The following is a 21,688-nucleotide window of genomic DNA, read 5'->3' on the forward strand; positions in this document are numbered from 1 at the left end:
TCAGCGATCGAGCCGCAGCCTAACTGGTGGAGACGTCCACATTGTCGATCAGCCTGGTCTTGCCCAGCCAGGCGGCGGCGAGCAGGCGGCCCTCGTGCCCGCGGCGCCACGGCGTCAGCGTCCGGCTCTCGCGAGCTTCGACATAATCGATCTTGTGGAAGCCGGCCGCGAGTAGGGCGCGGCTGGCTTCGCCTGTCGCGCCGTTCTGGTCGGCGCCGGCCGCCAGCGCCGCGGCTGCCTTGCGCAGGATCACGTTGAGCCGGCGGGCGATCTGGAGTTCGGCCTCACCGAGATAGGCGTTACGCGATGACATGGCGAGGCCATGCGCGTCGCGGATCGTCGGCGCGCCGATGATTTCGACGGGCAGGTTGAGGTCGCGGCAGAGCTGCCTGACGACGCACAATTGCTGATAATCCTTTTCGCCAAAGACCGCGACGTCGGGCGACGCCTGCAGGAGCAGCTTCGCCACGACGGTGGCGACGCCTTCGAAAAAAGTCGGTCGAAAATCCGATTCGAGCCCGGCGGAGGGACCGCCGACCGAGATTTTGGTGGCAAAGCCGGCAGGATACATCTCACCAACCCCAGGCGTGTAGGCAAGATCGGCTCCGGCCAAAGCCAGCTGGTCGAGATCGCGGGCGAGCTGACGTGGATATTTGTCGAGATCCTCGCTCGGCGCGAACTGCGTCGGGTTGACAAAGATCGAGACGATGCAGCGCTCGGCTCTTTCAAGCGCGATCCTGACCAGCGATAGGTGCCCTTCGTGCAAGGCGCCCATTGTCGGCACCATGGCGACGCGAAGGCCGTCACGCCGCCAGTCGCGGATCCGCGCGCGAAGGCCGGCGACCGTGTCGACGACGAGGGGCCGGCTCATCGGTTGTCCTTGCCCAAGGTGGCCGAAAACACATTTTCGGAACCGGGGAATGTCCGGTCTCGTACCTCGCTGGCGTAACGTGCGGCCGCCTGCGAGACCACGCTGCGCAAATCGGCGTACTCCTTGACGAATTTCGGCACGCGGTCGACGGTGAGCCCGACCATGTCGTCTATGACCAGGATCTGGCCGTCGCAAACGCCACTCGCGCCGATGCCGATAGTCGGAATGGCGATGCGGCGGGTGATTTCGGCCGCGACCGCTTCGACCGTGCCCTCGATGACCATCGAAAAGGCGCCGGCTTCTTCGACGGCGCGCGCATCGGCAAACAGCGCTGCCGCATTCTCGTCGGTCCGGCCCTTGATCCTGTAGCCGCCATCCTTCTCGACGGATTGCGGCAGCAGGCCGATATGGCCCATGACCGCGATGCCGGCATCGACGACCGCGGCGATCTGCCGGGCCATACCGACGCCGCCCTCGAGTTTCACAGCCTGGCAGCCGGTTTCGCCAACGATACGCCGCGCCGAGGCAACCGCTTGGGCAGCCGAATCCTCATAGCTGCCGGCTGGCATGTCGACGACGACGCAAGCCCTGGCCGAGCCGCGCATCACCGCTTGCCCATGCGCGATCATCATCTCCAGCGAGGCGCCCAGCGTCGTTTTGTGGCCATGCAGGACCATTGCGACGCTGTCGCCGACGAGGAGCAGATCGACATGCTCGTCGAGCAGGCGGGCGATGGGGTAGGTATAGGCGGTGAGACAGACGATCGGCACGTCACGCTTGCGGCGGCGAATGGCGTCGGCACCGATGCGAATGTCGGCGGTCGGCGATTTCCTGGCCAATCGTCACCTCCCTCGGCCAACGGTCGGCCGGATACCCGCACGGGGCGCGCGCGCAGAGCTTTAGAAAGGCTGAGGGTGGTTGGCAAGCACCATACGGCGCCGGCAATGCATCACCGGCTTGTGTCGCCTTACCGGCGCGCCATTTGCGCCCTCTTGGCGGCAAGCCCCTTGCCTTCACGAAGGGCTGACGCCATAAGCAGGAAACGGACGCCATCGGCGCGAGGGTTTGAAGATGAAGACTTTCCTTACGCAGTTTTTCACCTGGTGGAACAGCCAGACGCTTGGCACGCGCCTGCACACCTGGCGGCACGGCAGGAAGGTCGGGCAGGACGAGGTGGGCAACGTCTACTACGAAGGCGGTGTCGATTCCGAAGGACGCACGCGCCGCTGGGTCATCTATCGCGATTATTCCGAGGCTTCTTCTATCCCGCCCGGCTGGCACGGCTGGATTCATCACCGCGTCGACGTCGCGCCGCCGAGCGACGATTACAAGCCGCGCGACTGGCAGAAACCGCATCAACCGAACCTGACCGGCTCGCCCTCAGCCTATCGTCCGAAGGGCTCGGTGCTGACCAACCAGCACCGCCCGCAGGTCACCGGCGACTACGACGCCTGGACGCCCGGATCATAAGCGGGCGTCGGTCCTTTATCGCCACAATTGGTGTCTAGCAGCTTGCTCATCAGAAAACGGCGACTAGCCTTTGTGATAGAGAGAATCACCCGGGCGCTAACCACCGGTATCCCTGCATGAGCATTTTCAGCCTGACATCGATGGGCGCACTGATAGTAGCCGCCGGGCTCACCGTTAGCACCGCGGCACTTGCCGCTTCGCCAACGCCGGCCGCACCCGCGCCGGCGCCGGGATCGGACCGAATCACCAACCCGGTCGCCGAATTCGCCGGCATCGACAAGATCACCGGCCGCATCATCACCTTCGACGTCTATATCGACGAGACGGTGCAGTTCGGTGCTTTGCAGGTGACGCCGCGCGTCTGCTACTCCCGGCCGCAGAACGAGGAGCCGAAGACCGATTCTTTTGTCGAAGTCGACGAGATCACGCTCGACCGCAAGATCCGCCGCATCTTCACTGGCTGGATGTTTGCCGAAAGCCCTGGTCTCAATGCCGTCGAGCATGCCGTCTATGACGTCTGGCTGAAGGCCTGCAAGCAGAAGTCGGATGTGCCAGCGCCCGATTCGGCCAAGACCGATGCGGCCAAGCCCGATACGGCCCAGCCGAATGCCACGGCCGCTCCGGCTGCGGCCGAACCGGAAGCCACGGAACCGCCTACGACCAGCACCAACTGATCCTTCGGAACCGCCCTGAGGGCAACGCGTTGGGCCCTGACGGCCACACGATGCGCGCCGGGAGGATTTTCCGATGTCTGCCAGAAAGCGGATCACCGCCAGCATCAAGGAACTGCTTGAGCTCGAAAAGGGCTTCTGGACAGGCGATTCGGCATTTTTCGCGGCCAATGCCGACACCGAGTGCCTCGTGGCATTTCCGCGGATGGCCCAGACCATGAGCAATGCCGATCTCGCCGAAACCGCCGCCGATCCCAAGCGATGGCGTGATCTCGAGATCGATCTCAAGGGCGTGGTCGAACCAGGCAGCGACATCGTCATCCTGGCCTATGAGGCGCATGCCGTGAAGGGCAATGGCGAAGCCTACGCGGCGCTGGTCAGCACCGGCTATGTCCATCGCGTCAACGGCTGGAAGATGATGTTCCATTCGCAGGCTCCGCTGGAAACGAAGGTCCGCTGACGGGCTGGATCATCAGGGGAAAAACACCGCTTCACCCTTCAGCGCGTCGGCCAGCATCTTCTCGTATTTGCCGCGCGGCACGTCGATTGCGCCGAAGCGCTTGAGGTGTTCGGTGGTGAACTGCGTGTCGAGCAGTGCGAAACCGCGCGCCTGCAGGCGTTCGACGAGATGCACAAGGCAGATCTTCGAAGCATCCGTTTCCCGGGAAAACATGCTTTCGCCGAAGAACACCCTCCCCAGGGAGACACCGTAGAGGCCGCCGACCAGCCGCTCCTCGCGCCAGGCCTCGACAGAATGGCAATGGCCGATGCGATGCAACTGCACATAGGCCTCCCGGATCGGCGCGTTGATCCAGGTGGAACGGCGCTCCTCGCGCCTTTCGGCGCAGCCATCGATCGTCGCCTCGAAATCGAAGTCGAAACGGATGTCGAAGAGGTTTCGCCGAAGCGCCTTCTTCAGACTTTTCGGCGTGTGGAAGCGGTCGAGCGGAATGATGCCGCGCGTCTCCGGCCGCACCCAGAACACTTCCGGATCGGCGGCGCTTTCGGCCATCGGGAAGACGCCCGAGGCGTAGGCCTTGAGCAGAAGGTCGGTCGGGATACGATAGCCTGGCGCGTAGGGGCGAGTCATCGCTTCATTATAGCGGCAAGTCCGGGGCTATTCGCCTTTGGCCAGATATTTTTCCAGCCAGTGGATGTCATAGTCGCCATTGGCGATGTCGGCGTTGCCGACGAGGTCGCGAAACAGCGGCAACGTCGTCTTGATTCCGTCGACGACGAATTCGTCCAGCGCCCGGCGCAGCCGCATCATGCATTCGACGCGGTTGCGCCCGTGCACGATCAGCTTGCCGATCAGGCTGTCGTAGTAAGGCGGGATCTTGTACCCTGAATAGACGCCGGAATCGACACGGATGCCAAGGCCGCCTGGCGTGTGGAAATGGGTGATCGTGCCGGGCGAGGGCGTGAAGGTGCGCGGATCCTCTGCATTGATGCGGCACTCGATGGCATGGCCCTGGAAGCGGATGTCTTCCTGCTTGACCGAAAGACCGCCGCCCGAGGCGACACGGATTTGCTCATGCACCAGATCGATGCCAGTGATAGCCTCCGTCACCGGATGCTCGACCTGCAGGCGCGTGTTCATCTCGATGAAATAGAACTCGCCATTCTCGTAGAGGAACTCGATCGTGCCGGCGCCGGAATAGCCGAGGTCGGCGATGGCGTTGGCGCAGATATCGCCGATGCGCGAGCGTTCCTCGGCGTTGAGGGCGGGTGAGTTGGCCTCTTCCCAGACTTTCTGGTGGCGACGCTGCAAGGAGCAGTCGCGCTCGCCGAAATGCACGCCCCGGCCAAAGCCGTCGCCGAACACCTGAACCTCGATATGACGCGGTTTTTGCAGGTACTTTTCAATATAGACGGCGTCATCGCCGAAGGCCGCGCCCGCTTCCGAGCGGGCCGTCTGCAAGGCGACTTCGAGGTCGGCCTCGGTATGCGCCACTTTCATGCCGCGTCCGCCGCCGCCGGCCGACGCCTTGATGATCACGGGATAGCCGATCTCTGCGGCGATGCGCTTGGCCTCCTTTTCCTCGGTCACCGCACCATCGGAGCCGGGAACCACCGGAATGCCGAGTCGCTTGGCGGTGCGCTTGGCTTCGATCTTGTCGCCCATGATGCGGATATGGTCGCCGGTCGGACCGATAAAGGTAATGTTATGCGCGGCCAATATGTCGGAAAACTTGGCGTTCTCCGACAGGAAACCGTAGCCGGGATGCACGGCGTCGGCGCCGGTGATCTCGCAGGCGGCGACGATCTGGTGGATATTGAGGTAGCTGTCGCGCGATGGCGGTGGCCCGATGCATACGCTCTCGTCGGCGAGCCGAACATGCATGGCGTCGGCGTCGGCGGTCGAGTGCACCACCACCGTCTGGATGCCAAGCTCCTTGCAGGCACGCAGCACCCGAAGCGCGATTTCGCCGCGATTGGCGATGAGAATCTTCTGGAACATTAGGGCCGCTCTACTCGATCACGACGAGCGGCATGCCGTATTCGACCGGCTGTGCGTCCTCGAACAGGATCGCCGTCACCGTGCCGGCGCGCGGCGAGGGGATCTGGTTCATCGTCTTCATCGCTTCGATGATCAGCAGCGTCTGCCCTTCCTTGACGTTCTGGCCGATCTCGATGAACGGCTTGGCATCCGGCGAGGGCGCCAGGTAGGCGGTGCCGACCATGGGGGAGGCCACGGCGTTTTTCGACACGTCGGCCGCGGCCGGAACGGCTGCGGTGGCAGGTTGGGCCGCCGGCGCCGGCGCAAAGGCCGGCTGCGGCGCGGCTATCGCGTGAACGGCCGGTGCCTGCCGCGATACGCGCACCTTCAGGTCACCCAGCTCGACTTCGATCTCGGTGAGATTGGTGTCGTTCAGTATGCCCGCCAGGTCGCGGATCAGCTGCTGGTCAACACCGGTCTTCTTTATCGACATTTTCGAGCCTTCTGTTTGTTGGCCGGTCATAGGCGTGCGGCCAGCGCCTGAAGCGCCAGCGTGTAGCCGAGCGGCCCAAAGCCACAGATCATGCCGACAGCGACCGGCGCGACCATGGAGACGTGGCGGAATGATTCCCGCGCATGGATATTGGAAAGATGGACCTCGGCGACCGGCAGCGGCGCCACGGAACGAATGGCGTCGTGAATCGCGATCGAGGTGTGGCTATAGGCGCCGGGATTGATGACGATGCCGGCGGCCTTGTCGCCGGCTTCCTGGATCCAGTCGACGAGGTCGCCCTCGTGGTTCGACTGGCGGAAATCGATTTCGAGCCCGAGCGCCGCGCCCGCCTCTCTGCAGTCGTCCGCGATGGTGGCAAGCGTCTTGCCGCCATAGATGCCAGGCTCGCGCTTGCCGAGCGCGTTGAGATTGGGACCGTTCAGGACGAAAACCGTTTTCAAAAAATGCCGACCTTTTCCGGCACCGGCGTCAAACCGGCGCTGGGCCCTCTATAATGGGCATAGACGCCCGCGGAAAGAGCGCAAGTGCGTTCTTTCACTGTCCACAACAGGCGGAAATGCGCCCGTGAAGAAAACCCGCGGCCGATCAAAGCGCGGCTTTCGCCGCCTCGATCTTCTCCGCCAGGACTTCCTGTCCGAGCGCCCCGAACACGACCTCATTGCCGACGACATAGGACGGCGTTCCGGTGATCGCCAGCTTGTTGGCGAGATCGTAGGTCTTGGAGAAGGCTTCGGTGATGGACGGGTCCTTCATCTTTTCACGCAGCGTCGCTTCGTCGGCGCCGAGCGAAAGCGCGACCTTGATCGCCGCCGCCTCGGTGGCGCGTCCCTGGCCGCCGAGCAGCGCATTGTGGAACTCGCCGTACTTCTGCGGCATCATCAGGTGGAAGGCCATCGAGACGACGCTGGCCTTCTGCGAATCCGGGCCGAGGATCGGGAACTCCTTGAGCACGAAACGCAGGTCCGGATCGGCCTTGGTCAGCGCCTGCATGTCTTCGATGGCGCGTTTGCAGAAGCCGCAATTGTAGTCGTAGAACTCGACGATCGTGACCTTGCCTTTCGGGTTTCCGACCACGCCGTCGAAGGAGGAGTTGAAGATCTGCTCCTTGGCGCCTTTGATGACGCCGAGATGGGCAATGCGCTGCTCTTCTTTCTGCTTGGCCTCGAGCGCATCCTGGACTTCCAGCAGCACTTCCGGATTCTTCAGGAGATAATCGCGGATGATGCCTTCGACCTCGGTGCGGTCGATCTTGGTATCGGCCGCTGCCGTCTGAAGCGGTTGCGCCGCACCGGCTTCCGCGATTTGCGGGCTGCCGGCCACGAAACCGAACGCCAGCATGGCAAGGGCTATCGCAACTCCCGTGGTGCCCAGCAACAGTGCCTTTTTCATCGTTCCGTTCCTTTGCCTGTTTTCCGGTCTGGCTGCGTCGCAGCGCACGGCCGGAAGGTTCACTATACCTTGCCCGACGGCTTGTAGTTTATGATGTCCTGGGCGCGTATCCATCGCGGCTCGCCGCGTTTGAGTTGCTGCTGCGCTCGCATGGCGAAGATCTTCGCATCCTTGTAGTTACCGGAATAGAAATGACCCTCGGCCGTGGCGAGCTCGGCGCCCGGTATGTCTCCCAATTCGCCATAGGCCTGCGCCAGATAGCGGTATCCCACGGAATTTTCCTTGTCGCGTCGCAAGCCGTTGTTGATCTGGACCACGGCCTTTTTCAGAGCGTCTGGGGTGCCCGTCGCCATCAACGCCTGGCCGAGCGAAACCGGCAGCAATCCAGATCGCGCCTTGTCGAGGCTGACTGCCTTGGCGTAGGCATCGGCAGCTTCCTTGGGCTTGTTCGCCTTCATCAATATATCGCCGCGCAATTCCTGGAAATAGGCGTTGCCGGGCTGGGCTTTGATCAAGGCGTTGGTCTTGGCGAGTGCGGTGGCGATGTTGCCGAAAAGATAGGCCGATTGGGCCTCGCCATACTGCGCGGCAAGGCTGCCCTGCATCTTTCGCATCAGCCGCGACGCGGCGGCCTGGCCTTCCATGTAGACAGCGATCTTCACCCGCATCATGTCGTGGCGCAATTGCAGTGCCGGCGCATCGACCTTGTCGAGATAGGGGCTCTGCTTGACCAGCACTTCGAGGTTGGAGATTCGATCGCGCGGCATTGGATGGCTGATCCGGTAGGGATCGACCTGCGCGCCCGACAGCGACAAGGCCGTCTGGAAACGCTGAAACGTCTTCAGCATGCCCATGCCGGACTGGCCGGTGGCGTTGAGATAGGTGATCGCCGAGCGGTCGGCCGTCATCTCCTCGGTGCGCTGATAGGCGAGAATGCTGCGCTGCGCCATCTCGCCGCCGCCAGCCGCCACGCCCACGCCGGCGCCGGCAAGTCCGCGGCTGTTGGTGGTCGCCCCGGCGACCATGGCGCCAGCGCCCAGCAAGGTTGCGATGATGGCCATCGTCTTGGCGCGCTCGAGCTGGTCACGCAGTTTCTGCTGGTGGCCGCCGGCGATGTGGCCGGCCTCGTGGGCGATGACGCCGATGATCTCGTTGGGCGTTTCGGCTTCCATCAAGGCGCCCGTGTTGATGAACAGCCGGCGTCCGGTGACGAACGCGTTGAAGCTCTGGTCGTTGACCAGGACGATGTCGATGCCGTCATTCGCCAGACCGGCGGCCTTGAAGATCGGGCGGGCGTAGTCGCGCACCAGCGCCTCGATCTCGGCATCGCGCACCACCGGCACGTTCTGGGCGAAGGCGCTGATGGAACCAGACACCGCGACGGCCACGCCAAGCGAAAGCGTCGCAACGACGCGCGCTACCCGGGCAACCATCGATTTGGGTCGGCTCAACATGACGTGTCCACTGGTAGACGAGCGGGCGAAAGATGAAAAGTCGGCACCGGAAAAACTTCCTCAACTTGTGATCCTCACACCAATCGGGCATTTGTGCGGCGCATGCGCCAGGACGTGGTGCGCTCAATCGTCGGATCGAGGTCAAAATGGTCGTTTCGCTCTCACGCCGTGGCAATGTCGAACCCTTCCACGCCATGGATGTGCTGGCCGAGGCGAACCGGCTGAGAGCGACGGGCGCGCCGGTCATTTCCATGGCCGTCGGCCAGCCGTCCGATCCGGCTCCGGCCCGCGTTCGTGCCGCGGCGGCCAGGGCTTTGCAGGACGGGCGTATTGGCTATACCGATGCGCTGGGCCTGGCTGGATTGCGCAAGGCGATCGCGGAACACTATGGGGATCACTACGGGCTTGATGTCGCGCCCGACCGGATCGCGGTCACCACGGGATCCTCGGCCGCCTTCAATCTCGCCTTCCTGGCAATGTTCGATCCCGGTGACCGCGTCGCCATCGCAGCGCCCGGCTACCCCGCCTATCGCAACATCATGGCGGCGCTGGGCATCGAAGTGATCGAGATCGAGCTCGGCGACGCGGCCTATCTTCATGCCGCTCACCTGGAGACCGCGCATCGCGAAAAACCGCTGAAGGGCGTGCTGTTCGCAAGTCCCGCCAACCCGACCGGCGCGGTCATTCCGGCCGATGATCTCGCGGACCTGGTCCGGACGGCGGAGGCGCTCGGCATTGCCGTCATCTCCGACGAGATCTACCACCGGCTGGCCTATGCGGCGCCCGACACCACGGCACTCGCCTTTGGAGCCGGTGTCACGGCGATCAACTCCTTCTCGAAATACTATTGCATGACCGGCTGGCGCATCGGCTGGATGGTGCTGCCGGAAGCGGTGGTGCGGCCCATCGAGCGCATTGCGCAGAGCCTCTACATCTCGCCGCCGGAACTGTCGCAGGTCGCCGCAATCGAGGCCTTTGCCGCTACCGAGGAGCTAGAAGCGGTCAAGGGTCGCTATGCCTGGAACCGCGAGCTCCTGATGAAGCGTCTGCCGGAGCTCGGTTTTCCGCTCGCAGCACCGATGGATGGCGCCTTCTATGCCTTTTGCGACGTCACCAGGCACAGCAACGACAGCATGGCTTTCGCCCGCAAGATGCTGGCCGAGGCGCATGTCGCGGCCACGCCCGGCCGTGATTTCGACACCCAGGCCGGGCACCGCACCATGCGGTTCTCCTATGCCGGCAGCCATGACGACATGGTCGAGGCATTGGCGCGCATCGAACGCTGGCTGAGATAGATCCATGCCGGAACTCGAGCAGGCCCTGGCCGAAGTCGCGGCCGAAATGGCCGAACGCACCGATCGCGGCGAGGTCGCCACCTATATCCCGCAACTCGGCAAGGTTGATCCCAAGAAATTCGGGATCGCAGCCGTCACCAATGACGGCCGTGTGCTGATGGCGGGCGACGCCGACCAGCCCTTTTCGATCCAGAGCATCTCGAAGGTATTCACCTTGACGCTGGCGCTGGGCAATGTCGGCGATGCGCTGTGGAAAAGGGTCGGGCGCGAACCCTCGGGCAATCCGTTCAACTCGATCGTGCAGCTCGAGCATGAGAACGGCATTCCGCGCAATCCCTTCATCAATGCGGGCGCTATCGTCATTTCCGACATCCTGCTTGCCGGTCATCAGCCGCGCGAGGCGATCGGCGAGATCCTGCGCTTCATCCAGTTCCTCGCTGACGACGAGACCATCATCATCGACCGCGAGGTTGCGGCGTCGGAGCGCGCCACCGGCTATCGCAACTTCGCGCTCGCCAATTACATGAAATCCTTCGGGAATCTTCATCATGCGCCGGAGCTGGCGCTCGGCGTCTATTTCCATCATTGCGCCATCGCCATGAGCTGCCGGCAGCTGGCGATGGCCGGCCGGTTCCTCGCCAATGGCGGCAAAAATCCGGCGACCGGACATTCCGTGGTATCAGTCGAGCGGGCACGCCGCATCGGCGCCATGATGCTGACCTGCGGCCACTATGACGGCTCCGGTGATTTTGCCTTCCGCGTCGGCATTCCGGGCAAGAGCGGCGTCGGCGGCGGCATATTGGGCATCGTGCCCGGCGTCGCCTCGCTCGCCGTCTGGTCGCCCGGCCTCAACGCCAACGGCAATTCCAAGCTGGGCTCTATCGCCCTGGAGAAGCTCGCCAGGATGATGAACTGGTCGATCTTCGCGCCGTAACGTTCCGGCAAACCGGATATGAAAATCCCGCGCCGTCTTTCGACCGGCGCGGGATTTTTTTTATTCAGGAAGTCAGTTCAAAGGGCTGAAATCTCAGAAGAAACCTTTCCGCTGCCACCAGCCGGCGCGCTTCGGCTTCTCTTCGGTCTTGGTTTCCGGCTCTTCGGCGACGGTCGAGGAAACCACCGGCACGATCGGCGCATCGATGGCCGCCGGCTTGCGTCGTGACGGACGGGCCTTCGGTGTTTCCTCGGCGGTCGCTACCGCTGCCGCTGCCTCGTCCGATGCCGTGGCTGGCGTCTCGGCGGGTGCCGGAACGACCAGTTCAGCGATCGGCTCCTCGGCGACAGCCTCGGCGGCTGCCTTCTTCGGCTTGGCTGCGCGCCGCGGCTTCTTGGGCTTCTCGGCGGTCGTCGCCTCGTCGCTCACTGGAGCCACCGGCTCTTCCGCAGCCACGACGGTTACCGGCTCGATCGCAGGCTCGCTTTCGGAAGCATCGACCCCGGAAGGTTCGGTCGCTTCATCGGTGATCGCCTCGGCCTCGCCTTCGCCGTCCTCGCGCCGGTTGCGCTTGCCGCCACGCTTGCCGCGGCGACGCTTCTTGCCCTGGCCCTCGTCGGATGCTTCCGCCGTTTCGGCAGTTCCGGCCGCGGGGACCGGAGCCTCGTCGCCGGCTTCCGCCTCGTCACGGCTCAACAGGTTTTCCGATGTGGACAACTCGTCGGCCTGCGCCGACACGGAAGCACCGTCGGTGTGGCCATGCTCGCGATCGCGATCCTTGCCGCCGCGGCGTCTGCGACGCTTGCGGCGCTTGCGGTCGCGGCCTTCGCCCTCTTCGCCGGGCCTCTGCTGGTGCTGACCTTGCTGCGGCTGACGCGGCTGTTCGGCCTGGGCCGGTGCTTCGTCTTCCTCCTCGACGATGGTCTCATCCTCGAGCTCTTCCGGTTCGACATAGGCCGGCAGGGTGCGTGCCTCGACGAAGCCTTCAGGCTTTTCGGCCAGCGCGCCGCGGAAGATCGCATAATGCTGCGAACCGACCGTGTCGTCGGCCTCAAGCGTAATGGTCAGGCCGAAGCGGCTTTCCAGTTCCACCAGCGTGCCGCGCTTGTGGTTGAGCACATAGAGCGCGGTCGCCGCGGGCGTGCGAACTGTGATGTGGCTGCGCGAATCCTTGAGCAGGAACTCCTCGATCGCCCTGACCACCATCAGCGCGACAGACGAATCGGAGCGCACATGGCCCGTGCCGCCGCAATGCGGGCAAGGCTTCATGGTCGATTCCAGCACGCTGGCGCGGATGCGCTGGCGCGACATCTCCATCAGGCCGAAATGCGAGATGCGGCCGACCTGGATGCGCGCGCGGTCGTTCTTGAGATGATCCTTCAACCGCTTCTCGACGGCACGGTTGTTGCGGTTCTCCTCCATGTCGATGAAGTCGATGACGATCAGGCCGGCAAGGTCGCGCAGCCTGAGCTGGCGGGCGACTTCCTCCGCCGCTTCCAGATTGGTGTGGAGCGCGGTGTCCTCGATCGAGTGCTCCTTGGTCGAGCGGCCCGAATTGACGTCGATGGCGACCAGCGCCTCGGTCTGGTTGATGATGATGTAGCCGCCGCTCTTCAGCGTCACTTGCGGCTGCAGCATGCGGTCAAGCTGCGCCTCGATGCCATTGCGCACGAAGATCGGCGTCGTATCGCGGAACGGCTGAACCACCTTCGCGTGGCTCGGCATCAGCATGCGCATGAAGTCCTTGGCCTCGCGGTAGCCCTCTTCGCCGGAGACGAGGATCTCGTCGATGTCCTTGTTATAGAGGTCGCGCACCGAACGCTTGATCAGGCTGCCTTCCTCGTAGACGAGGGCAGGGGCCGTGGACTGGAGCGTGAGATTGCGCACGTTCTCCCAAAGCCGCATCAGATATTCGTAATCGCGCTTGATCTCGGCCTTGGTGCGGCTCTCGCCTGCGGTGCGCAGGATGACGCCCATGCCTTGCGGCACTTCGAGATCGGCGACCACTTCCTTGAGGCGCTTGCGGTCCACAGCACTGGTGATCTTGCGCGAAATTCCGCCGCCGCGCGCCGTGTTCGGCATCAGCACGGAATAGCGGCCGGCAAGCGACAGATAGGTGGTGAGCGCTGCGCCCTTGTTGCCGCGCTCTTCCTTGACAACCTGCACCAGCAGGATCTGGCGGCGCTTGATCACTTCCTGGATCTTGTACTGGCGGCGCATCGGCTTGCGGCGGTTGCGCGCTTCCTCCAGGGCATCCTCGGCGCCGACCGATTCGACCTCGTGATCGTCCGGATGCGAAGACTGAACCTCTTCCAGCATGCCGCGATCATCGTCGCTGGATTCACTGCCCTGTTCCGTCAGCGGGACGGGTTCGGAAATCACGTCGGCGTCGACGGAGGCGGCGATCGACGTCGGGCCGCCCTCGCGGGTCTCGCCTTCGTCCTGTCCGGACGATTCGTCGCTCTGCTCGGGGGAGGCTTCGCCATGATTGGATGCATCCGCGGCCTGTTCCGGGATATCGGCCGCATGTTCGATGGTTTCCGAACCGTGGGAAGTGTTCTCCGAGACGGCGTCATTGCCATTGTCGGCGTCGCCTGCCTCGCCGGCCGTTTCGGTTGCCTCGTCGGCATCGGCCCCGCTCGCATCGCGCTTGTGTTCTGCGCGGTCGCGGCCCTTGCCGCCGCGCCGGCGCCCGCGCCGGCCGCGATCGCGGCTCTGGCGGTCGTCGCCTTCGCCGTCCTCATCGTCCTCGTCCTCGGCTTCCTGCGCTTCGGCGCGCAGCAGCGCCTGACGGTCGGCGACGGGGATCTGGTAGTAGTCGGGGTGTATTTCACTGAAGGCGAGGAAACCGTGACGGTTGCCGCCATATTCGACAAAGGCTGCCTGAAGGGAGGGTTCGACGCGCGTTACGCGGGCGAGATAGATGTTTCCTTTGAGCTGCTTCTTGTCCTGTGATTCAAAGTCGAATTCTTCGATACGATTACCGCGTACGACGACAACGCGTGTTTCCTCCGGGTGGGAGGCGTCTATCAGCATTTTGTTGGGCATTATTTCGTTTCCCCCCGGCAGCCGTCAGCCGCAGCTTGCGGCGCAAGGGCCGCTGCTGTGTGTCTGGATGAATGTGGGTGCCGGATGTCTGAATGTCCGCCGGACGGTGCCTGCGCGCCATGGCGGTGCCGCCCGCAGCCATATTGGCGCGGTTTGATGCGGACCTTTCCATGATTGCGCTTGAAGCCATCGTCACCAGCAGAACCTTTTGAACCAAAGCCCGGAAACCGGACCAGCTTGTTTGCTCATACAGAGCCGGCGCGGGACAAACCCGGCCGTTTTCCTCACGCAGGCGATTCCCCCGCCACGGGCGCACACCTGCGAAATTCGTCGCGATCACCTGAACCCTTCTCGCATGGAGCGAAAGGAGCCGCCTTTCGTCTCACCTGTAGCGGGAAGCTGCGGAGGAGGGCGGTTCCAGGATTGCAGTGATCCACTATCGCTTTTATGATTTGGCGGGTTGGAAGGCAACCCCGTTTTCCGACGCCGGCAAAAGCGGTTCCGCCACGTAAGCACGGGTCCGGGCCTCGCGTGAAAAGGCTTGGTTAACCTTCTCTGGATACCAATCGTTAATCGAGTTCGCGGCCTAACCGGCACTTCGACTACATGACCGGGCGCCTTGGCGCCAAACCGGGAGCGACTGCAAAGAGATGGGACTGGCAGGCTTCACAGACAAGGGCAGTCGTGCCGGCGGCCGTTTGCTCGCGATCTTCTGCCTCCTGCTGTCGATGACCATCTCGTTGGTCGCCAACGCCGCCGATGCCCCGCTCACGGCAACCGGTTACAAGATGGCGGGCGATGCCACCAAGATGCGCATCGTCATGGATTTCGACCGCGAGCCCGACGTCAAATGGTTCCTTTTGCGCGGGCCCAATCGTCTGGTCATCGATCTGGCGAATACGAAGTTAGCCATCGATGCCAAGGATTTGAAGCCTCGCGGGCTGGTCAAGGGCGTGCGCCTGGGTGAGTTGGAGGCAGGCGTGTCGCGGCTGGTTCTCACCGGGAAGGGGCCGTTCGCGGTCGACAAGCTCGATGTTCTCAAGAACGAGGACGGCGCGGGCTACCGCATCGCCATCGACATGTCGGCGGCCTCCGAACGCGAGTTCGACACTGCCCTTGCCAATCAGGCGCTGACCACCGGTTCCACGGTTTCGACCGACAAGGGCGGACGGGTCGGCACCGGGCCGGTCTCCAATCCGGGCCATCGCTTCACCGTCGTCATCGATCCGGGCCATGGCGGCGTCGATGGCGGTGCCGAGGGCCTGAACGGCACGGTCGAAAAGAACGTCACGCTGGCTTTCGCCACGGAACTGCGCGACAAGCTCGCCGCCGTCGGCAGATACGATGTCTTCATGACGCGCGACACCGACGAATATTTGCGGCTGGACGACCGCGTGCGCATCGCTCGCCAGCATGAGGCCGACCTGCTCATCTCCATCCATGCCGACACCATCAGCCTCAAGGGCATCCGTGGCGCGACCGTCTATACCGTTTCCGACAAGGCTTCGGATCCGGAAGCGCAGGCGCTTGCCGATCGTGAAAATCTCTCGGACCAGTTCGCCGGCATGGTGATCAAGGACGACAACAAGGAAGTCACCGATATCCTGATCGACCTGATCCGCCGCGAGACCCACACCTTCTCGATGAGTTTCGCCCACACGCTGGTCGGCCAGTTGTCGACCAGCGTCGGCCTCATCAACAATCCGCAGCGTTCCGCGGGGTTCAAGGTGCTGAAAGCGCCTGACGTCCCCTCCGTGCTGGTCGAACTCGGCTATCTCTCGAATGCCAAGGACGAGGCGCAACTGCTCAACGCCGACTGGCGCGGCAAGGCGGCGCAAAGCATCACCAACGCCGTCGCGCTGTTCGCTTCCGCGCGTGCCGGAACGGGAACTGGGGGCTGACATGCCTGACGACGCCTGCAACCACAGGCAGCGTTGCGCGGCGACAACACCCGACGCTTTTATTTCCGACTCACGGCCGCGAAATCCGGCCTTGCCGTATTTTGCCCACATGGTAGCGACATGGGTTTTCGATTACGGGTTGGGACCGGCTCGAATGCTTGCGCGGAAGGCGGCTTCGTTTAGGAAATTCCCGAACCAAGGACTGGAGCGGGCATGATTCGTCTCATTGGCTATTTCTTCGGTATCGGCACGACGCTGGCCCTGCTGGTCGCGGCGGGGGTTGCCATCTATATCGGGCATTTGTCCAAGGATCTGCCCGACTATGAGGTGCTGGCCAAGTACGAGCCGCCGGTGACCACCCGAATCCATGCCTCGGACGGCGCGCTGATGGCCGAGTACGCGCGCGAACGGCGCCTGTATTTGCCGATCCAGGCCATCCCCGACCGCGTCAAGGCGGCCTTCCTGTCGGCCGAGGACAAGAATTTCTACAACCACCCCGGCATTGACGTGACCGGCCTGGGCCGCGCTATCATCGTCAACCTGCAGAATTTCGGCTCGGGCAGGCGTCAGGTTGGCGCCTCGACGATCACCCAGCAGGTGGCGAAGAATTTTCTGCTGACCTCGGACCAGACCTACGAGCGCAAGATCAAGGAAATGATCCTCGCCTTCCGCATCGAGCAGGCCTATTCCAAGGACCGCATTCTCGAACTCTACCTCAATGAAATCTTCTTCGGTTTCGGCGCCTATGGCGTGGCGGGTGCCGCGCTCACTTATTTCGACAAGTCGGTGAACGAGCTGACCGTGGCCGAGGCCGCCTATCTGGCCTCGCTGCCCAAGGGGCCGAACAACTATCACCCCTTCAAGCATGCCGACCGCGCGCTTGAGCGCCGCAACTGGGTCATCGACCAGATGGTCGAGAACGGCTACGTCACGCGCGAGGAAGGCGACAAGGCCAAAGCGGAGCCTCTCGGCGTCACGCCGCGCCGCAACGGCACCTATCTGTTCGCCGGCGAATATTTTACCGAGGAGGTGCGCCGCCAGATCATCGCCCGCTACGGCGAGAACGCGCTCTATGAAGGCGGCCTGTCCGTCCGCACCACGCTCGACCCGAAGATCCAGCTCATCGCCCGCAAGGCGATGCAGAACGGCTTGATCAAATACGACACGCTGCGCGGCTACCGCGGGCCGCTAAAGACGATCGACGTGTCCGGCGACTGGGGTGTGCCGCTGGGCAATGTGAAGGGGCTGGAAGACGTTCCCGAATGGAAGCTCGCAGTCGTGCTCGACAGTTCGGCATCCGGCCTGTCGATTGGCTTGCAGCCGGCACGCCAGGCGTCCGGCGACATCGTCAAGGAGCGCGTCGAAGGCACCGTCAGCAAGGAAGACATGGGCTTTGCCATGCGCCATGTGGTCGGCGGCAAGACGGTCAGGGCCAAGTCGCCGGCCGATGTGCTCAAGCCGGGCGACGTCGTCTTCGTCCAGAAGAACGAAGGCTCCGACGACGCCTACAGCCTGCGCCAGGTCCCCGAAGTGGAAGGCGGCCTGATCGCCATGGATCCACACACCGGCCGCGTGCTGGCCATGGTCGGCGGCTTCTCCTACGCGCAGTCGGAGTTCAACCGCGCCACCCAGGCCATGCGCCAGCCCGGCTCTTCGTTCAAGCCGATCGTCTATTCCGCGGCGCTCGACAATGGCTATACGCCGGCGTCGGTGATCATGGACGGGCCGATTACCATCCAGAGCGGCAACACGACCTGGACGCCGAAGAACTACGACGGCACGGTCGCTGGTCCGGCAACCCTGCGCTCCGGCATCGAAAAGTCGCGCAACCTGATGACTGTGCGCCTCGCCAACGACATGGGCATGAAGCTGGTCGTCGAATATGCCGAGCGTTTCGGCGTCTATGACCATCTGGCGCCGTATTTGCCGATGGCGCTGGGCTCCGGCGAGACGACGGTGATGCGCATGGTTTCGGCCTATTCGATCATGGCCAATGGCGGCAAGTCGATCAAGCCGACATTGATCGACCGTATCCAGGACCGCTACGGCAAGACCGTCTTCAAGCAGGACGAACGCGGCTGCGAAGGCTGCAACGCGGCCGAATGGCAGAACCAGCCCGAACCTGAGCTTGTCGATAATTCCGAACAGGTTCTCGATCCGATGACCGCCTACCAGATCACCTCGATGATGGAAGGCGTCGTCCAGCGCGGCACCGGCGCCACCATCGCCGAGCTCGGACGCCACATCGCCGGCAAGACCGGCACCACCAACGACGAAAAGGACGCCTGGTTCATCGGTTACACGCCGAACCTCGTCGTCGGCCTCTATATGGGCTACGACACGCCGCGCGGCCTTGGCCATGGCGCCACCGGCGGCGGCCTCGCCGCTCCTATCTTCAAGGATTTCATGCGCGTGGCGCTGGATGGCACGCCCAATGTCGACTTCAAGGTTCCCGAAGGCATGAATCTGGTCGCCATCAACCGCAAGACCGGCATGCGGGCCAATTCGGGCGATCCCGGCACCATCATCGAGGCCTTCAAGCCGGGCACCGGGCCAGCCGACAGCTATTGGGTGATCGGCATGGGCGCTGACGGGTCCAATGCCTCCGGCGGCGCGCTGTCGCCTCAGGCCAACCAGGCCATCCAGTCGGGCGGCGGCGGCCTCTACTGACGGGTATGCATGCAGGATTGGGCCGGCCCTGGGCCGGTCCAATTTGCTTTACAGGCGGCGGCGCCGTCCCTATGTATCGCGCCGACCAGGCGTCACTTTCAGCAACAGGATAAAACATCAGGCCATGCGCGCGGAAACGCAGAATATTGTCGACGAGATCAGGCAGGCAATTACCCTGCTGAGGAGGCATCTTTGACTGGGATCAGGCCATAAAGCGGCTTGAATATCTCAACGTCCGCGCCGAGGACGCCAGCCTCTGGAACGAACCGCTGGAAGCGCAGAAGCTGATGCGCGAGCGCCAGGGCCTCGAGGAAGGCATCGCGGCGGTCAGGGGCCTGACCCAGGCGCTGGAAGACAATATCGGCCTGATCGAACTCGGCGAGGAAGAGGGCGACGAGAGCGTCGTTGCCGAGGCTGAGGCAGCGATCCGCTCGATGCAAGGCGAGGCGAAGGCCCGCCAGGTCGAGACGCTGCTGTCGGGCGAAGCCGACGCCAACGACACCTATCTCGAAATCCACGCAGGCGCCGGCGGCACCGAAAGCCAGGACTGGGCCTCGATGTTGCTGCGCATGTACACGCGCTGGGCCGAGCGCCGCCGCTTCAAGGTCGAGGTGCTGGAAGTGCATGACGGCGAAGAGGCAGGCATCAAGTCTGCGACGCTGCTGATCAAGGGCCACAATGCCTATGGTTGGCTGAAGACGGAATCCGGCGTCCATCGCCTGGTGCGCATTTCACCCTATGACAGCAACGCGCGCCGGCACACATCCTTCGCCAGCGTCTGGGTCTATCCCGTCATCGACGATACGATCGAGATCGACGTTTCCGAATCCGACGTGCGCATCGACACCTATCGTTCGTCCGGTTCAGGCGGCCAGCACGTCAACACCACCGATTCGGCGGTGCGCATTACCCATCTCGCCACCGGCATAGCGGTCGCCTGCCAAGCCGAACGTTCGCAGCACAAAAATCGGGCAAAGGCCTGGGAGATGCTGCGCTCGCGGCTTTACGAGGAAGAGCTGAAGAAGCGCGAAGCCGTCGCCAACGCCACCGAAGCATCGAAGAGCGACATTGGATGGGGTCACCAGATCCGCTCCTACGTGCTGCAGCCCTATCAGCTGGTGAAGGATCTGCGCACAGGTGTCGAAAGCACCAGCCCGTCGAGCGTGCTCGATGGCGACCTCGATGACTTCATGGAAGCCTCGCTGTCGCAACGCATCGAGGGTGGTGCTGGGGAAGCGGTGGCGGACCTGGATTAGGGCCGGCGCCTACAGTGCCACACATTTGGATTGGATGATGGCTCGCAAGCTTGTTGGAAAGTGCTTCTGCGGCGCGGTGCACTATGCGGTCGCTGACGAGTTCCTGTACGCGGCGAATTGCCATTGCTCGAACTGCCGGCGCACGACAGGTTCGGCTTTCAAGCCCTTCGCGGGCATCGAACGCGCCAAGTTTGTCCTGACCAAGGGCCACGACATGTTGCTGGTCTTCGGCGACGACAACGGCCATGACGCGCACTGCAAGCGGTGCGGTTCGCTGCTCTATTCGGTCGTGCGCCAGGGCGCCTTCGTCCATGTCGCGATGGGAACGCTCGTCGACAACCCGAGCATCCGCCCGACCGAGCATATCTTCGTCGGTTCCAAGGCGCCATGGTACACGATCAGCGACGGCCTGCCGCAGTATGACGAACACGTGATCACAGGACCTGCTGGCGAATAGGCCGGAACTTCTCTCGCTGAATCTCGTTATCTGCGATCCCGTCTGCTGGGCATGGTTGTGCCTGCCTATCCAATCAAGAGACGGCGCCTGTTTTCTGTTGCCGATGCGCGGCATTCAGCCTGCGACATCGGCATGCAGTGGTTTCTTGCGCCGACTCACAAATCGGCCCACCATCCATGGTCGAGGGGAGACAAAAGCATCTATGGCCGGGCGCGGCAGAAATGCCTGCTGACGATCCGGCCGCTGGGAAGACACGTTTCAGGAACGGGCAAGCGAAACGCTTGATGCTCGTCGAAAGGAGCGCTTCCATGTCTGCTGCCCCATCAAAATCGGCTCGGGCCGCGGTGGGCCGACTCATGCTCTGCCTGCTTGCAATCGCAGCGATTGCGTTGCCGATGGCGCCTGCCTTCGCCCACGACGCCAAGCCTACAGCGGCGAAGCCGCTGGGTTGGAGCTATCCATTCGCATGCTGCGCTAACTACGATTGCCGCACGGCCCATACGGGCGAGGTTTTGGAAAAACCCGAGGGTTATGTGATCGCCGGCACGGGGGAAGTTGTCCCCATGACCGATAAGCGTGTGAAGGACAGCCCGGACGGCGAATTCCACTGGTGCGCGCATCAAGCGGGTCTCGACGCGGGTAAGACGATCTGCCTGTTCGTGCCGCCGCGCTCCTACTAGGCCCGAAAGGCGCAGCGGCGACCGGCCCGGACCGCGATGGGCGGGGGCCTGCTGACGGACGGTTGCCAGGACCGCTCCTTTGTGTTGCGTTGCCTGCGGGCGGCGGACAAGGGAGAGGTGACGTCCATGACCATCAAGGGAAGCTGCCACTGCAAGGCGACGATATTCGAGGTTTCGCAAGCGCCGCAGACGCTGACGCAGTGCACTTGTTCGTTCTGCTCGAAACGCGGCTCGCTTTGGGCCTACTACACTCCTGCGCAGTTCAAACTCCTCACGCCGCAGAAGAATGTTTCCTTCTATCAGTGGGGATCGAAGACCGTTAAGCACGGTTTTTGCGACACCTGCGGCTGCGGGACCTTCACCGAAACACCGGACTGGTCGAGCGGAGAGCCGGATTTCGACAATCCCAAGATCAGCGTCAACTCGCGGTTGTTCGACGATTTCGACCTGGACAAGGTCGAAGTGGTGGCCATCGACGGCAAGAATCTCTGGTAGATTCCTGGACGCCCAATCGGGAAAATCGTGCCCCGGGGAAAAGCCGTTGCCGGTGTTTTCCCGTTCCGCTTTTCGCCGCATTTCATGGTACAAGTCGCGCGAAGGGCTGATTTGGCGCCATCGCAAGGCGTGACTTGGAGAGG

General features: G+C 63.2%; 20 protein-coding genes. 11 read left to right on the top strand and 9 right to left on the bottom strand.

The window, feature by feature from the left end:
- Positions 1–19: 19 nt before the first annotated feature.
- On the bottom strand, positions 20–871 hold the full coding sequence (gene panC, locus FJ867_RS09695; protein ID WP_140817255.1) for a pantoate--beta-alanine ligase: 852 nt from the start codon (positions 869–871) through the stop codon (positions 20–22).
- Positions 868–1,710, bottom strand: coding sequence for a 3-methyl-2-oxobutanoate hydroxymethyltransferase (gene panB, locus FJ867_RS09700; RefSeq protein WP_140517641.1), 843 nt, complete (start codon positions 1,708–1,710; stop codon positions 868–870). The genes panC and panB overlap by 4 nt, the downstream gene beginning before the upstream one ends.
- Before the next feature lie 232 nt (positions 1,711–1,942).
- Here panB and FJ867_RS09705 point away from each other — a divergent pair, with 232 nt between their 5' ends.
- The 3 genes from FJ867_RS09705 to FJ867_RS09715 all read left to right on the top strand — a co-directional run bounded on the left by FJ867_RS09705 (position 1,943) and on the right by FJ867_RS09715 (position 3,472).
- Positions 1,943–2,341: an NADH:ubiquinone oxidoreductase subunit NDUFA12 gene (locus FJ867_RS09705; protein WP_140817256.1), complete on the top strand. Its 399-nt coding sequence runs from the start codon at positions 1,943–1,945 to the stop codon at positions 2,339–2,341.
- Between the two features lie 116 nt (positions 2,342–2,457).
- Positions 2,458–3,015 carry a DUF2155 domain-containing protein gene (locus FJ867_RS09710; protein ID WP_140564627.1) on the top strand — a complete coding sequence of 186 codons (558 nt, stop codon included), beginning with the start codon at positions 2,458–2,460 and terminating at the stop codon, positions 3,013–3,015.
- 73 nt (positions 3,016–3,088) lie between these two features.
- On the top strand, positions 3,089–3,472 hold the full coding sequence (locus tag FJ867_RS09715) for a hypothetical protein (protein WP_140558688.1): 384 nt from the start codon (positions 3,089–3,091) through the stop codon (positions 3,470–3,472).
- A 12-nt stretch (positions 3,473–3,484) separates the two neighbouring features.
- Here FJ867_RS09715 and aat read toward each other — a convergent pair whose 3' ends face one another.
- From aat to FJ867_RS09745, 6 genes are all read right to left on the bottom strand, one after another.
- Positions 3,485–4,102, bottom strand: coding sequence for a leucyl/phenylalanyl-tRNA--protein transferase (aat, locus tag FJ867_RS09720; RefSeq protein ID WP_140517639.1), 618 nt, complete (start codon positions 4,100–4,102; stop codon positions 3,485–3,487).
- 27 nt (positions 4,103–4,129) lie between these two features.
- The gene (gene accC / locus FJ867_RS09725) at positions 4,130–5,473 is read right to left on the bottom strand and encodes an acetyl-CoA carboxylase biotin carboxylase subunit (RefSeq protein ID WP_140493663.1); all 1,344 of its coding nucleotides are present in this window, start codon (positions 5,471–5,473) and stop codon (positions 4,130–4,132) included.
- A gap of 10 nt (positions 5,474–5,483) precedes the next feature.
- Positions 5,484–5,945, bottom strand: coding sequence for an acetyl-CoA carboxylase biotin carboxyl carrier protein (gene accB / locus FJ867_RS09730; RefSeq protein ID WP_140493661.1), 462 nt, complete (start codon positions 5,943–5,945; stop codon positions 5,484–5,486).
- Between the two features lie 26 nt (positions 5,946–5,971).
- Positions 5,972–6,406, bottom strand: a complete 435-nt coding sequence (gene aroQ, locus FJ867_RS09735; protein WP_140493659.1) for a type II 3-dehydroquinate dehydratase — start codon at positions 6,404–6,406, stop codon at positions 5,972–5,974.
- 145 nt (positions 6,407–6,551) lie between these two features.
- Entirely contained in the window at positions 6,552–7,355 is an 804-nt protein-coding gene (locus tag FJ867_RS09740; protein ID WP_140493657.1) for a DsbA family protein, read from the bottom strand.
- A gap of 62 nt (positions 7,356–7,417) precedes the next feature.
- Complete coding sequence (locus FJ867_RS09745) at positions 7,418–8,809, bottom strand: M48 family metalloprotease (RefSeq protein ID WP_140817257.1); 1,392 nt, start codon at positions 8,807–8,809, stop codon at positions 7,418–7,420.
- A 146-nt stretch (positions 8,810–8,955) separates the two neighbouring features.
- On the opposite strand from FJ867_RS09745, the gene FJ867_RS09750 reads away from it, so the two are divergent.
- Both FJ867_RS09750 and FJ867_RS09755 read left to right on the top strand, forming a co-directional pair.
- Positions 8,956–10,104: an aminotransferase class I/II-fold pyridoxal phosphate-dependent enzyme gene (locus tag FJ867_RS09750; RefSeq protein ID WP_140631712.1), complete on the top strand. Its 1,149-nt coding sequence runs from the start codon at positions 8,956–8,958 to the stop codon at positions 10,102–10,104.
- A 4-nt stretch (positions 10,105–10,108) separates the two neighbouring features.
- Positions 10,109–11,038, top strand: a complete 930-nt coding sequence (locus FJ867_RS09755) for a glutaminase (RefSeq protein WP_140817259.1) — start codon at positions 10,109–10,111, stop codon at positions 11,036–11,038.
- 93 nt (positions 11,039–11,131) lie between these two features.
- Here FJ867_RS09755 and FJ867_RS09760 read toward each other — a convergent pair whose 3' ends face one another.
- On the bottom strand, positions 11,132–14,086 hold the full coding sequence (locus tag FJ867_RS09760; protein ID WP_140817261.1) for a ribonuclease E/G: 2,955 nt from the start codon (positions 14,084–14,086) through the stop codon (positions 11,132–11,134).
- A gap of 650 nt (positions 14,087–14,736) precedes the next feature.
- On the opposite strand from FJ867_RS09760, the gene FJ867_RS09765 reads away from it, so the two are divergent.
- The 6 genes from FJ867_RS09765 to FJ867_RS09790 all read left to right on the top strand — a co-directional run bounded on the left by FJ867_RS09765 (position 14,737) and on the right by FJ867_RS09790 (position 21,545).
- The gene (locus FJ867_RS09765; RefSeq protein ID WP_140817263.1) at positions 14,737–15,987 is read left to right on the top strand and encodes an N-acetylmuramoyl-L-alanine amidase; all 1,251 of its coding nucleotides are present in this window, start codon (positions 14,737–14,739) and stop codon (positions 15,985–15,987) included.
- 213 nt (positions 15,988–16,200) lie between these two features.
- Positions 16,201–18,657, top strand: coding sequence for a penicillin-binding protein 1A (locus FJ867_RS09770; RefSeq protein WP_140493638.1), 2,457 nt, complete (start codon positions 16,201–16,203; stop codon positions 18,655–18,657).
- A 124-nt stretch (positions 18,658–18,781) separates the two neighbouring features.
- Positions 18,782–19,913 (top strand): peptide chain release factor 2 gene (gene prfB / locus FJ867_RS09775; RefSeq protein ID WP_140493636.1). Its coding sequence is split into 2 segments (ribosomal slippage): positions 18,782–18,847 and positions 18,849–19,913, totalling 1,131 coding nucleotides; the frame shifts between segments, so codons are not numbered across the junction.
- Positions 19,914–19,950: 37 nt separating this feature from the next.
- A complete protein-coding gene (locus FJ867_RS09780) occupies positions 19,951–20,370 on the top strand; it encodes a GFA family protein (protein ID WP_140517633.1) in 420 nt (139 codons plus the stop codon).
- Positions 20,371–20,678: 308 nt separating this feature from the next.
- A complete protein-coding gene (locus FJ867_RS09785; RefSeq protein ID WP_140493631.1) occupies positions 20,679–21,050 on the top strand; it encodes a hypothetical protein in 372 nt (123 codons plus the stop codon).
- Between the two features lie 126 nt (positions 21,051–21,176).
- Positions 21,177–21,545, top strand: a complete 369-nt coding sequence (locus tag FJ867_RS09790) for a GFA family protein (RefSeq protein ID WP_140493629.1) — start codon at positions 21,177–21,179, stop codon at positions 21,543–21,545.
- Positions 21,546–21,688 lie beyond the last annotated feature (143 nt).

It is taken from the genome of Mesorhizobium sp. B2-5-3, assembly GCF_006441005.1.
Lineage (GTDB): Bacteria > Pseudomonadota > Alphaproteobacteria > Rhizobiales > Rhizobiaceae > Mesorhizobium.